A 14,507-nucleotide genomic window follows, 5' to 3' on the forward strand; every position below is an offset into this window, starting at 1 on the left:
TTATTATCGTTCTCGTAAAGAGTTCTGTTTCGCTCTCAGTATTGGTTTTAACCAATAACTCAAAACTGTTTTTTCTCCAGTTAAGATGTCCACTGCTGCCTGCATTCCAGGAATGACTGTAAAGGATTTTTCTTCGAGTGCTTGCTGATCCAGTTCAATGTGAGCTCGATAGTAAGCCGCACCATCCTCAGTTTGCAACGCATCGGCACTGACATACGTCACTTTGCCTTTTTGTCCACCATATATAACAAAATCATAGGCCGAAAATTTGACTGTTGCCTCCAAACCTACTGAAATAAAAGCAATATCTTTGGGAGCAATCTTGGCTTCTACGATCAAACCCGAATTTTTGGGTACCAACTCCATAATCGGTTCACCAGGTCGAACGACACCGCCAATGGTTCGAACGAACACTTCTTTAACGGTGGCGTCTACTGGTGACTCAATCTGAGTTCGGCGTAGTTGGTCGGCAATGGCTTGTCGGCTCTCTTTCAATTGCGCTATCGTCGCGGAGATTTCATTGAGTTGACCTTGAGCCTTAGTTCGATAATTGAGCGCAATACCTCTGTGATCAGCTATTGCTTCAGCGTAAGCGGCTCGCTGTTTTTGAGCAGAAACCTTTGCACTCGATAAATCGCCTTCCAGTCTGATGACATCGCGATTCAGTTTAAGTAACTCCACTTCAGCCACCGCACCACTTTCAACGACAGATTTGAGTAAATCACGTTCTTTCTTAACTATCGCTAAACTACTTTGCAGAGTACGAATGCTAGATTGAGTATCACTAACCGCTTGTGCTTGTTGCTCGATTCTAAGTTTTGATTCTTCTAGCTCTGAGATGACTTGCTCTAGCCGTTCATAATAGTTAGCCTTTGCATTAAATAGCGCCGCACTAGAGGTATCGTTGGTAACAATATCGAAAGGCGTCACTGTTACCTGTTTTTGCCAATCACTTTGTTGGTTGTCGACTTTAACTGATGCCAGCTCCGCCTCTAAGCGGATTCTTTGTGCGGCAAGGCTATCAAACTGCTTACCCGACTCTTGGAATGACGCTCTAAATCGTGTGTCATCCAAAATCGCTAATGGCTGCCCTTTTATGACCGAGTCACCCTGTCTCACTAGTATGTTCTCTATCAACCCGCCCTCTAGAGACTGAATGGTTTGCACAGACTGACTTGGAACGACTGACCCCTCTCCGACGACAACTTCATCAAGCGTTGCCCATGATGCCCAACCAATAATAACCGTGACTAAAGCTGCAATAATCCAAATTAGCTTTCTGGAGCGATAAGCCAATTGACGATTGTTCCATTCGATGTGACTAGTGCTCATGGCTACCTCCTTTTATGACGGAGATATTTTTGACTTTGTGTTTACTAGATCGACGTTCGAAAATATCCTTGGGCGATCCTTCTAGCGCAATTTTCCCCCGTTCAAGGACTATTACACGGTCGCATAAAGCTAGGAATGACTGCCTATGAGAACTAATGACCATGGTGATATTTTTAGGCATTCTTAATAGAGCCTGATAGAAACGCTGTTCAGCTTGACTATCTAAAGCACTGGTTGGCTCATCTAATGCAAGTAGCTTTGGTTGACGATACAACGCTCGCGCTAACGCCACAGCTTGTCGTTGCCCTCCAGATAAATTTCGCCCACCTTCTCCAACTTGAGTTTCTAACCCATTGACTAGGCGAGGCATATAATCGTTCAACCCAGAGTATTGAATTGCGTACGCCAATCTTTGTTCATCAAACTGAGTATCACCAAAGGTAATATTTTCGAAAACAGAACCGAAAAACAGCACACTATGCTGAGCAACCCAACCCGTGTTTTCACGCAACACACTGTGAGGCCATAATTTTGAATCCAAACCTTCAAAATAGACTTGACCACTACTCGGCTCATATTGCTTCAACAGCAAAGACATTAACGTAGACTTACCGGCCCCAGCGGCCCCTACAATGCCAATCCTTTCGCCTGCTTTAATCTCGATATCGATTCCTGATAACACTTCAGCGTGCATCTCGGGATAGACAAAACCTACATTATCGAGTTTGATATGACCATTAAAGCTACCTCGTTCCAACACCTGATGGTTGGTATCTTCTTGAGGCAAGCTCATGATTTGATTTAGCCCTTCCATTGCTGTTTTTGATTGTTGGTATCTCAGCATTAGCATCGACAGCTGATTAATCGAGCTTCCAGCACGTCCACTTAGCATCACTATCGCTATTAAGCCTCCCATAGTGAGCAGACCTTCTGCGATCTGATAAACGCCGAAGACAATGAGTGACACCGTCACTATCTGTTGGCTAGATTGAATGCAATGCGAAACAATATTTGTGTAGGTTCGTGAACGGCTTTGCCACGTAGAAAGAGATGAGACGACCTGTTCCCAACGTTTTTGTAGTAAACCTTGAGCATTGTTCTGTTTGATTTCAGACAGTGCGTTGAGGCTTTCAATGAGCTGCGCCTGGCGTTGAGTAGAAAGACGGGAGGTTTCCTCTAACGTCCCTTCTACTTTCCTTTTCATAGCAACACTGATGACTACTAAAAGTAGCATGACCCCCATAGGAATTAGCATCATCGCCCCACCTAACCAGCCTATTAACACCAAAAATAGAAACGTAAAAGGCAGATCCACAAGTGTGACTAACGTTACAGAGGTCAAAAACTCTTTGACCGAATCGAAGTCTTGCAGCTGTCTTGAAAATGCACCAACAGATTGAGGTCGGTTTTCTAACCTCATCCCCATTGTTTTACTAAACAGCTGTGATGAGAGTTTGTTGTCAACGTAGCGGCTGGCCATATCCGTAACCGAACTTCGTGACTCTTTGAGTATCCAGTCAAATACAATCACTATAGCCACACCAATCGACAGAACCCACAGTGTGTTAAAGGCTTGATTGGGCACCACTCGGTCATAAACATTCATAGTAAATAAAGGGACAACGAGTGCGAGCACGTTTATTACAAACGAGGCCACCAGCAAGTCACGGTACCAAGGGCGTACTTCCTTGATTGCCATTAATAGCCAATGTGCTGGAGTATGCTGTTTTAGGTCATCGACTCTCTCATCTATTATGCTGTTGGCATTGATTTGCCATAACGCGGTGTCTATTTGTGCTCTAAATTCAGAAATATCGACCGTACTTTGTTTAAACTCTTGTTCAACATTAAGGTATGTAATCTGTTGTCCATCCACTCCTATCACAATCAATGGATTACGTGTCACCGACTCAACAACGACCAATGGTAATGCTGCTTTCGTGATATCTGCAATCGACAACTCCATAATATCGATACCAAGCCGTTCCAAAGCTCTAGAAAATATCCCCTCGGACAGTTTTCCTTCATCTAAAGGAAGTCCAGATTTTATTTTGACTGGATGACAACGCACTTCAAAGTGCCTACATAACCACTGTATAGCCTGTAACCAATAATCCTTGTCTGTTTTATCCACTGCGTTTCCCTACTACTTAGATTGGTTTAAGACAAAATTAGGTTTTGGTCGTCGATCATTTTTTGAATAATGTCAACTTCAGCCACTCCACTGGTGCTGTTCCCTCCGTATAACTGTTCCAGTGTTGTGTTTTCTAAAACTATGTGATGCTTAACCGTTGTTCCATCAGGTTTAAGGTCAATCCTGACGTTCGATCCTTCTTGGACCAGATCCATTTGTTGATCTGCCTCAGCAGCCGTCGACACGCCCGCTAGGATGTCACTCAAATCAATAGAGTCAGTGTTAGCACCCGTATCGTAATCACTGATGGTGTCGGTATGAGTGATAAGCCCTAGCTCATCAGCACCAAAATAAAACGTGTCAGCCCCAGCCCCTCCAGTTAAAGTGTCACTGCCGTTACCACCATCGATAAAATCATCACCACCTCTACCGTCAAATGTATCGGATTTACTGGTACCCAAAAAGCGGTCGTCTTCGAATGCCGAAGTTGCACTGTCATGAATCGCGGTATCCGTATCGTAGAGCGTTATTTGAAGCTCAGTGCTGAGCCCATCGGCGCTATTGCCATTGAGTTCAGCACTTGGTTCTAAGGTTAAAGTAAATTCCAGTGGACTATCACTAGGGATGACTGGATATCCTGTTATAGCCAGATCGGCAACATCAGCTAAGTCCACAACCCAATCGCTCCCACTTGCTTGTCCTTTGGATAACGTGATATCTGATGGCAATCCAATAATGGTCAGCTTTCCCGTCTCGCTATCCGCAGGATTCACTAATGACAGTTCGAGCCCTAACGGTATATTTCCTTCTGCAATCGAGTATATGGCATCATATTCAAGGGTAAGAATTGGCTCGTCTGGCTCCGGCGTTATTGAAAGGTGAACCGTATCTTGTTTGAATGGACCTACATCATAAACTCGATTGCCAAGCACTGTATTCTGATCCAGAGTATCGGCAGTGATAGTCATATCTATTTCACCAAACGCATTACCTGCGAACAGTTCAATACTATTAATCGAACTAGTGCTCAAAATAAGAGTGGCGGTTGCAATATTACCCACTTGAACAAATTTCGCTGTTTTGCCGTCGATCCTAATACTTTCTATACCATCAATAGCATTAGGGTCGTCAGTTCCTTTAACCGTGACGACTATCGTTAGAGACTCATCGCTATTCGTTTCTAAACTGGTAATCTCAACGGGGATATCAATCACTGCATCTTCATCCCCCGATACCGAATCTGGCAATCCAAAAAACTCGATGTCATCACCGATAGGTTTTACCCCAAGAGTAAAGTTGGATTCAGTAATTCGAGTATCACCTGTGGCAAGTTCTTGGGTAATGGCTCTTAACTCAAGTGGAATATCACCACTGAAGTCCAGAGGTGGCAGAATAAAGGTGTCATTCAGCGTGGCGACATCCAACTGCCATTCATAGGTAGGTGAACCATTAAACGTCCCGCCATCTGGGCCATTATTAGGTACTAATTGATAACTAGACCCCGACTTAATCACAACGACCGCACCTTCGGGAACCCCTGACAGACTGATAGACATATTTTCAGAGCCATCTTTATCGATCAGGTCCGCACTTAGCGTCGCAAGTGAAATGTAGCTATCCTCATCGCCCAAAATATCAGTTGTTACTAGATCTGCAGGGTCAACGATAGGATTAATAGTGACGATTTTGGTGACGGTTTTAATTTGAGTATCTGTCTCAGCAAGACAATCTGTCTTATCGGTAATTGAAACGGTTGCTGTTAACGATAAATCACCACTGAAATTCTCTGGAGGGACGAGTTTTACTTCCGGTAGTTTAGTCACATCAGTTAATGTCCAAGAACCGTCACCATTATCAACTAACCAGCTAGGATCCCCATCTGCAGAGAGCTGAGCACCACCAGAAACTGCGATAGTGAAGGAATTGACCGTTTCCTTTCCGGTTGCAGAGTCACCTTCGCCGATGACGGTTTGTCCTAATTCAATTGAATCACCCAACACTAACGTTAGGTCTAGATCAGTAGTGACGTCTTCATCGATATCGGTAAACGCTGTCGACAAAATGATCTCATCCACCACGGGTTTAATGTCAATGTTAATGGTTTGGGTTGTCGTCAGTGAAGAGCCATCACAGCTTGAAGTTTCCGTCGTTTCTATTGAAAAAGATAAGCAGCCAGCGAAGTCTTCATCTAACCCTGTAATCTGCAAATTACTCAGTCCTGTTTGACTGATCGAATACCCAATGAGTTCGCCATCATTATCGTAAACAGGAATCACGCCATTCCCTTGAAGCTCTACACCGTCCGGTAGAGACGAGGTAGGAACATAAAACGAAATCTCATTGTCTGGATCACTGGCAATATCAGGCTCAAGCAACCCTGATAAGTCTAGGACCTCTGTCCCTTCATCGAATTCTATATCATCGCCAGTTTCGATAGGCTCTGGCGGTCCGATCGGATCACAGGGTTGACCTCCACCACTGTGTCCCGTTACTTGAATTTGAAAGACACCATCAATATAACGAGCGTCATCTCCGTCAACGACTCGCGCTTTTACAACAATATCTAAAATAGGCGTGTCTGTTTTACTCTCAATTGAAATGCCATCGAGAATCAATTTACCCAACTCTTGGATCGAGTCACTCGTTAATCCTTGCGCTGATATCAACCAATTACCATCTGGTGTTTGCTGAGGCTCATTGCCTGTGCTAGTCACAAAAAGTTCATAACCAGTGGGAATCTCTAAAATGATATAATCAAGATACTCTGAGCCATCTATGTCCTCATCGATAAACTTAACCGCTGAAGAGACATCAACAGGCGAGCCGTCATCGCTAACAAACAAATCAATGGATGTTTCTAAACGAGTATCTATTTCAACTTTAGCAGCGACAGCAATAGTCAGTTCACCAATTATCGTTTTTTCACTCGTAACTCCTAATCCAGACGTATCAGTTACTTCGTAACGGATTGGTATGCTAAACGTATCACTGAGATCTTCCTTAGGTACGACGCTAAGACGCCCACTATTTAGCAAGCTATCTAATGTCGGTGTTGTAGCGTCGAGTAGTGTTTCCAAATCCAAACCTGAAGACGGAACGCTGATAACTGTACCATCAAAGTAGAGCGTAAGATCCGAAGGCACTGAATCGATAATATAACCTGTCAAAGTTTCACTTTTATCGTTGTCACCACTAATTCTTGGCTCTAGGTTCAATGATATCTGTGCATCTTCTACACCTGTGGTCACTACAGATAACCCATCGCTCTGGTCAACGACCGGTAACAAATCGATCTGTACTGTATAGTCAAAGGAACCTGAATCGCCGTCTGGCTCTGTCGACACGACCGTTGCATCAAAGGTCATTCGTCCACTGAAATCTTCGAGCGGTTTTATATAAAGAGCAGCAAGCTCACTATTACTGACCTGGTAGATATTACCTGTAATAGGGTCAATTTCTGCGATGGTAAGTGCTACTGGATTACCAGCGCTATCTACCAAAGAAATATCATCCGGTATATTAGTGATCAAAATATTCAGCGTTTCAGACACATCATCATCACTTGTGATGAACTCGAAGTCTAATGGCACGAGGCCATCTTCAAGAAAGCTCCCTATCGACTGAATTGTATTGGTATTGCTATCGAAGTCCCAATTACCATTACCTCCATCTTGTGCGATGGGCGGATCTACAACACCTTTAAGATGAATATTGATAGTCTTTGAATCACTGTAGGCTTCATCATTCACCGGTGCTAAACCGTCGATGGTTGACTCGATTGCTACCGCAGTCACTTGAATCGATAGGGATTCAGTTACCGAGCTGATATCCTGTTTTGGGACTAGTAACGCTTGTGAGTTCAATATCGCCTCAGAGTCCACACGATACGTATTTGCTGAAATTAATTGATAACCACTACCTGTAAATGACCAACCATCTTGAACTACAATGTCATATTTAAGAGTCTCTGAACCGTCAGTGTCCGTTAAATTACCGAAAATGGCTGCTTTTAGGTCTATCGTTTGATCTTCTAGCCCTCTGATATCTTTAACCGTAAGCTCTGGCTGATCTGCATCGGGAGAGACTTTAATCACCACGACATTGGCTATTTCTTCAGTCTTATCGTCAGGGCTCGAAAAACTGTTGCCTTTTTCTGTCGCGATAGCTTTGATATCGAAACTAAACTCACCTGCTAGATCTTTATGTACCGTGATCGTCATCTGGTCCAACTGACTCTGAGTATAGCTTTTACCTTCGACGATCTTACTGCCATCAAGCTTAATCGTTATACCGTTAGGAATATTAGAGATCTGATAGGAGAGTTTTTCTGAGGTATCAGTGTCGGCTAACTGGGCATCAATATTTAGTGGGAATGTTCTGTCGATATCTTCCGTCAAGGCATATTCAAACTGCGAGCTTGCCCAGTCAGGAGCGTCTGCCACTGGCAACACAGAAATATCTAGATTTTCACTATTAACATCTTCGTCCGCCACACCAGTCCTAGTTATCGTTGCCCCAATAACTAAAGCAACGACATTCCCAGTGAGGGTGGTATTCGATTCATTCTGCTTAGGGACATAAGTCAACACACCATCAGGAACAAAATAGTCTCCTGCACCTTTAGAGATCTGTGCATCTGTCAAGGTAACGACACCGCTTCCATCGGGAACTAAAGCCACACTATCAAGATAAAGCGTCCCGCCTTGAAGGTCACTCAACGTTATTGCACTGACATTTTCATTTTGGTCGAAATCACCCACATAGACTTTGATATCTAATGTGGCCGTTTCATCCTCTCGAATCTCAGTGTTGGTAACTCGTATGACTCCTGTTGAGTCATCTAGAATCAATGAAGCAGTACTTGTCACCGTATCGCCATCAAAGTCAGTGACGGTGAATTCGATATCGTCAACCAACGCTGGGCTTGCATCTACATTTGTATCAGTTGCAATGGTATATCTACCATCAGAATGCAATGTAAGTGTGCCATAACTCGAGTTAGCATTATTTTGGTTAGTAAGCGTAATGACTTCAGGGTCATTCGTTAAGAAATCATATTCTGTTGACTCGTATTTAAACGATGTAATCGTGGCGCCATCTACGCCCATAGCAGATGTACTGAGTAAGTTGCCTGAAAAGGTTTCACCTTCTGTCAATTCTAGAGTTTCACTTGTCACTGAGGGCACATCGTCTGTTACGACTACCGTCAGGTTTGTTACTACCGATATGTCCCCATCTGCATCTGTCGCATAAACAGGGAAATCGATATCCAATGTATTGGTTCCATTACCTAAAGGGTGATCGAGCGGCTTTGTAAGAACAAACTCTGCAGATCCATCAAGGTTCAATCGAATTCGAAAAACCTCTTCACCAGATATCGCCTGACTAGCAATATACCAATCATCAATGTTACTCGCTGTGAGCATGATATTGTCGCCGCCACTGGAATAACCAGCAGCGTTAAAGGTCGATAGGTCGATATCTATTGCCACTATCGCATCGGAACCTCGCACAAATTCAAGCGCATTTGATAGAACAATATCCACTTCAGGAGAATCAGCGAGAAGCGCTTCATCAATCGCAAGGTCATGAGTAACTAAAGAGGGGTCACCACCATCATAGATTTTTACTGTAGATACTGCCGTTGTTTCAGTCCCGTCAACATCTCTTGCCACTACGGGTAAGTTAATAGATAACTCATTTAAACTACCATCATTGCCATGGTCTACCTCTTTAAATACTCGAAACGACAATTGGAAACTCGATGTGAGTCCAGATTCGACCTCGTAATCATTTGGCAAGCCCACTCGAAACACAACTACGCCGTTTTCATCAACACCATCAAACGTTTTGTCACCGTTGTCGCGCCAAACGATGTTTAGCCCATTAGTGGTAATTGGATTTCCTAACGAATCAACAACCGCATTACCGCTTGTAATACCCAGATCCACTTCGACGATATTGTCTTCCGACGCGGTAATAAATATTGCGCTGCTATCGCTCGTTGTTATTTCATCTGGCGCTGTGCCTTTTGGTAATTCAGTGACGTCAAGCGCAGTTGTACCTAAAGATGCTTCGCCTGAATCATTAACGGTAACATTCAAGGTTAGTTTGGTGACATCTTTGTCAGAATCTCTTGCGGTAACAATAAAGGGAAGCTGCATCGGATCAGAAGTATTATCTATTTGCTGTTTTAGCTCGAACGTGTAATCAACCAAACCTCCTGTACTTGCATCCGGTGAAGTAAAGGAAATAATAAAAACCACATTCGAAATATCACCAATGTACCCTGTCAAAATTGAACCTGTCGGGCTTACGGTGTAAAGCACTTCTTCTCCATTGCTATACACTAAGGGCTGTTCGCCAATCTCAAAGTATACTGAGGCATTATTGGAGATGTTTGTATCAAGATCATCAGCACCGAGTGCAACATCAAATTGACCAGCCCCCGACGCAGAATCAGTACTGACATCGCTTTCTGATACGGAAGCATCACTAATTGACGTTAATACGGGATCCGAACCATCCTCAATTAACAAAGTAAACTCACCAGATTCTAAATCGGTGCCATCTGTGTCTTTCCCTCCTATAAGCAAAGGTAGTTTCAGCAGATCGTTTTTATTCGGATGGTTTAAAGGGCGCTCAAGGATTATCTTCACATTACCCGTTACATACGTAGAGTCACCGGAAGATACTGCGCCTGATAAGGTAATGGTAAAGACTGTTTGACTGCCCGACGTGGCAGTAATGACTGTCGAATCGTTATTTAGGCTATAACTCAGGTCCATTAGATTGGCACCACTGGTCAGGGCAAGGTTATCTAGCAAGTTGATAGTCGAAGCTTCAAAAAACAGACTGTTCGGATCTGGATTATCTGAACCTGGAGCAACTGAGAACTGGGCATTGATGGTTTGGGGACGCAAATCGGCATCAGCTTCAATAAAAGACGTAGAACCTTCTAACACCTCACCGGCATCACCGTCACGAATAAAGATGGTCGCAGTAGCCTGACCAAAATCATTTTCTTGGTCACTAGCAAAATAATCGAATTGAATTTTAGGATTAGTCGAAGCGTCTTGATTTCGGTTCGCAGCGAAGTTGTAGTGTCCGTTGGCAAACACACTGAGCTGCCCTTCAGATAAAGTTACCACCGTTGGAGTACTGCCGCTGACCGCGTACTCCACATTATCAACGATTATTTTGTTTATGGTTAATGCGCCATCGAGATCGATATCATTATTCAGAACGTTACCTGATCGAACCTCTCCCTCGGTAACAAAAGAGAAATCATTAAACAATACCGGAGCGATATCAACGATGTTTATCGGTAAATGCCCAATAACCACTTCCGTGGTGCCGTCTGCGTCAGTTTGAGTTCCTTGTACTAAAAGAGCCGTTTGAATGGAGTTTAATGGCGCATCTTGATCGATCACTTCTTTAAAAGCGATGTTCACCGAATCACCGGCTAATGTAGCAATAAATACCGTTTCACCGTCACTACGAACGCCAGTTATGACTCGATTTGTCACCGTTACCGTTATGCTCAAACCATTGGACGTGAGCTGATCAATTAAGTCTTGTTCTTCATAAAATTTAAAGTCTGCATTTTGAATGCGTATATCCGATTCTTTATCTTGGGAACCAAAGATCCCCACTACGGTGTCAGAAAATGCCAGCGATTCCGGTAATATAATGGTCGGCATGTCGTCGATAGCAGTGTTCCCGACCGCGTTTGAAACTTTTGCGTCTAGTGTCCACTCAACACCCTTATCGAGTAAACCAATGTCTATACCATTGACCATCCAGTTGCCAGAGTTATCGACATTACCCTGAAACTCCAATGTCGTTACGCCATCACTCACAATGACTGTAACAGGTAACCCTTCTTCTACGAGTCCTGTCGTTCCTTGCAGAGTAGTCAGGTTGCCAGCACGAAACGAAAGGATATTGAACCCTTGCAGAGTATCAATATCAATAGTTGGCTTTACGACATCAATCGTAGACGTATCAGCCGCTGACGCTGGGTTTCCGGCTACGTCAACGGTGGAAGCAACCACATTTAGTGGTCCATTACTAAACGAAGATAGATCAACACCAGATACGCTCCAAGCACTATTCGTTACCGTTGCACTTAGATTAAGCGGCGATCCGTTTTGGCCTGTAATAACAATCTCAACGATCTGACCGTCTTCAACATCAGTCACAGTTCCTGAGATCGTTGAGTTAGTTATCTCGTTTTCATTGATGACCCCATCCATGTCATCGATCGATACCGTAATAAGGGCTTGAGTATCTTTAATAATGGTATCGGTGGAGTTTGCAGGATTACCTGCAATATCGATGGTGGAAGCTTCAATGGTCAAGACTCCATCTTCTAGAGTCGTTACATCCAGAGTGTTGACATTCCACACTCCGACTTCATCAACCGTAGATGAGCCTGTAATCGAGTTACCTTGTTCATCGGTAATTACCCAATTGATAGGCTGTCCAGATTCAACATTTGCGACGCTACCCAAATAAGCACTTGTACTAACCTCTATGGCATTAAGGTAGTCGTCACCAAAACCATCTGCTTCAACGGTAATGTTCGCCAGTGTATCTTTTATCGTTTCGTCATTAGCAGAAATGCTATTACCAAAGTCGTCAGAAACAGCGGCATTAACACTCAACGGTCCTTCCATTAGTTCTGTTAGAACAACTCCAGTGACAGAGTATGCATTGTCCTGAGTGATTGCTTGAGCTTCTACAATATTACCTTGTTGATCGGAAATCGTTATCTGAACTATTCGGCCGTCACGAACGTCGGTTGTTGTTCCGACAATTGTGACATTTGGTACCTCGAACTGGTTCTCGTAACCATCCCCACCATCTAAAATATCTACCGTGATTTGAGCTTGCTCTGAGAGGATATCGAGTGCTAATAACTCTGGTCGAGTTTCTTGAGAGTCAAATATTCCTGGCCTGGTATCAAATCCTGCTTGGGCGATCGTTTCATCCAAAGTTGCTTTTAAGGCAATGACAAACCCTGCACTGTCGCTAGAGCCTGAATTGGTCTCATCAACAGTCCCATTTGCATTTGTAATGTTATTAGATAGGTTATTTATCGTCTGAGATAACACGCGCTCCGTATCAGCAATTTGTGTCTCAGACAATTGAACATCTTCGCCGAGTTCTTGAACTTCTTGCTTTACAAACTGGACCCCTTTTAACAATACTTCGTCATTCGATACGCGTTCCCACGATCCATCGGCAAATACTTTCCACACAACATCGCCTAGCTGCATGTAAAGAACTGGTACCATACTCAAACCCCAAACCACACTAACTTATTCATTAAGATTAGTATTTCTTGAGACCGCTGCTTGAAATGTTGCTAAAAATGCATTCAGTTCTCAGTTTTTAAACAGCATTAGTGCTTATTCGTTGCAATATTGACATCAGGATTTGGGTACAAGGTCGCATTTCTTAATCTAAGATCAGAACATTTGCTGTCATTTACTAGGATATGTTTGTGGTCAAATCACCTTTTAACCACATGTTTTAAATGGATAAAAAGGAATTTTCATGGCGAAAATAATATTGTATATGCCAACACCAACAACAGACTTATTGTCATACATAGAATATGGTGATCAGCCCACCGATAGCGGCGGTTTATCTACATTCGCTGGTCACCGAAAAAACCATCAATGGATTGAATACCTGCTAAACACCAAGAATAAAGAGGCTATCCAGATTTGGTATGAACCAAAAACCGTTATAAACGAATTAAAAACCATTTCTAACGATGACCAAATCTATATTAGAGGACACGGCGAACCTGGTAGCGAGTATATTAAAACCTCGAAAGGCGGTAAGGAACTAGGCCACCGATTTGTTGTTGATAGACTTAGAGAAAACGGTTTGCCCAAATCTTTTAGAGGAAAGATAAAGTGCTATAACTGCAATAGTGGCTCGTGGCTCAACGGAAAACGCAGTTTCGCACAAGCACTGGCGGATTACATGTATGGCTGGGGTTATGACAAATGTACTTACTACGGTTATAGAGGAAAACTAGATTCGTACTATAAACAGGGTACGCAAGGCATACACAAGTACATTCGCGAAGGAGCATGGGATGTAAATCAGGGTATTTGCAGGGCTAGAGATGGTCGGGTACAGATAAAACCTCAGGCTCTTAACCCAACTCAATGGGAGTCTTTATCGGGTTAACGAATACAAATAAGCGACGCAAAAAAACGTCGCTTTTTACTACATTCGCTTTAATGGTTTTACAACACTATCTAGCCCTTCAATTTTCAGTGCCAAGCACAGCTTAAGTAACTCCCCCAACTCACCATTAGGCCAACCTTTTTTGTCAAACCACAATAAGTACTCTTCAGGTAAATCGATCAATACCCTGCCCGCATACTTACCGAACGGCATTTGAACCCTAGCGAGCTTTACTAAATTTTCTTTATCTAACATTTTATTCTTGGGACTAATCAGGTTCTTTTATGGTGAGTAATCTTAAAGATGTTCAACCAAATAGCAATATAAACAAAGAGGAAGAAGACAATAGTTAAAAACTAAGCAGCGAATCGCAGACCTCAAGGTCAAACACTTCTCTAGGGTTTAAGTTCGGAATTTCTACTCACTCTCATCTTTCGGATAGAACACAGCCAACCAAATTGTCAATGAGGACTCTGAGGTGGACTTCACTCGATGCTTGACGTGTGCTGGTATATCAATGTAATCACCAACACCTAAGGTCACAAAAGTACCGTCATAGTACTCAATAACACCTTCTCCTTTCAAAACAGTCACCCATTCATTTTCGGTTTGATCATACCAATCACCAATTGGTGTAAAGTGGCCATCTGAAACGATACGTTCAATTCTCACTCCCTCAGAAGCAATGATGTCTTCAAATACTTCATTGGTTAAATCTTTTGGAATTTCACCAAATATATTTCCTCTCTTCAATCCCATTTATCTATTTCACTCTAGTTATGTAACCAACTAAAATACTTACAAAATTTTTGCTTGTAAGTTAAAGCTC

Annotated in this window: 6 protein-coding genes; 1 reads left to right on the forward strand and 5 read right to left on the reverse strand. The window is 43.0% G+C overall.

The window, feature by feature from the left end; genetic code table 11:
- Positions 1–3: 3 nt before the first annotated feature.
- From JKJ11_RS19315 to JKJ11_RS19325, 3 genes are read right to left on the reverse strand one after another with little or no spacing between them, the layout of a single operon-like run.
- Positions 4–1,332 carry an HlyD family type I secretion periplasmic adaptor subunit gene (locus tag JKJ11_RS19315; protein ID WP_124942130.1) on the reverse strand — a complete coding sequence of 443 codons (1,329 nt, stop codon included), beginning with the start codon at positions 1,330–1,332 and terminating at the stop codon, positions 4–6.
- On the reverse strand, positions 1,322–3,466 hold the full coding sequence (locus tag JKJ11_RS19320; protein ID WP_031493106.1) for a type I secretion system permease/ATPase: 2,145 nt from the start codon (positions 3,464–3,466) through the stop codon (positions 1,322–1,324). The genes JKJ11_RS19315 and JKJ11_RS19320 overlap by 11 nt, the downstream gene beginning before the upstream one ends.
- A 26-nt stretch (positions 3,467–3,492) precedes the next feature.
- Positions 3,493–12,768 (reverse strand): T1SS-143 repeat domain-containing protein, encoded by a 9,276-nt coding sequence (locus JKJ11_RS19325; RefSeq protein ID WP_252039810.1) that lies wholly within the window; start codon positions 12,766–12,768, stop codon positions 3,493–3,495.
- Positions 12,769–13,030: 262 nt separating this feature from the next.
- On the opposite strand from JKJ11_RS19325, the gene JKJ11_RS19330 reads away from it, so the two are divergent.
- Positions 13,031–13,678 carry a hypothetical protein gene (locus JKJ11_RS19330; RefSeq protein WP_006073580.1) on the forward strand — a complete coding sequence of 216 codons (648 nt, stop codon included), beginning with the start codon at positions 13,031–13,033 and terminating at the stop codon, positions 13,676–13,678.
- Between the two features lie 39 nt (positions 13,679–13,717).
- Here the strand turns inward: JKJ11_RS19330 and JKJ11_RS19335 are convergent, their stop codons facing one another.
- Together JKJ11_RS19335 and JKJ11_RS19340 are read right to left on the reverse strand one after the other, a co-directional pair.
- Positions 13,718–13,933 carry a DUF3820 family protein gene (locus JKJ11_RS19335; protein WP_063603643.1) on the reverse strand — a complete coding sequence of 72 codons (216 nt, stop codon included), beginning with the start codon at positions 13,931–13,933 and terminating at the stop codon, positions 13,718–13,720.
- Positions 13,934–14,095: 162 nt separating this feature from the next.
- Complete coding sequence (locus JKJ11_RS19340; protein WP_252039811.1) at positions 14,096–14,437, reverse strand: cupin domain-containing protein; 342 nt, start codon at positions 14,435–14,437, stop codon at positions 14,096–14,098.
- Between the last annotated feature and the right edge of the window lie 70 nt (positions 14,438–14,507).

Origin of the sequence: Vibrio sp. SCSIO 43133, from assembly GCF_023716845.1 — a bacterium.
Classification (GTDB): domain Bacteria; phylum Pseudomonadota; class Gammaproteobacteria; order Enterobacterales; family Vibrionaceae; genus Vibrio; species Vibrio mediterranei.

Excerpts from the sequence above, each read along its gene's own strand:
- JKJ11_RS19315 (WP_124942130.1), bottom strand. The coding sequence starts at position 1,332 with ATGAGCACTAGTCACATCGAATGGAACAATCGTCAATTGGCTTATCGC.
- JKJ11_RS19325 (WP_252039810.1), bottom strand. The coding sequence starts at position 12,768 with ATGGTACCAGTTCTTTACATGCAGCTAGGCGATGTTGTGTGGAAAGTA.
- JKJ11_RS19330 (WP_006073580.1), top strand. The coding sequence starts at position 13,031 with ATGGCGAAAATAATATTGTATATGCCAACACCAACAACAGACTTATTG.
- JKJ11_RS19335 (WP_063603643.1), bottom strand. The coding sequence starts at position 13,933 with ATGTTAGATAAAGAAAATTTAGTAAAGCTCGCTAGGGTTCAAATGCCG.
- JKJ11_RS19340 (WP_252039811.1), bottom strand. The coding sequence starts at position 14,437 with ATGGGATTGAAGAGAGGAAATATATTTGGTGAAATTCCAAAAGATTTA.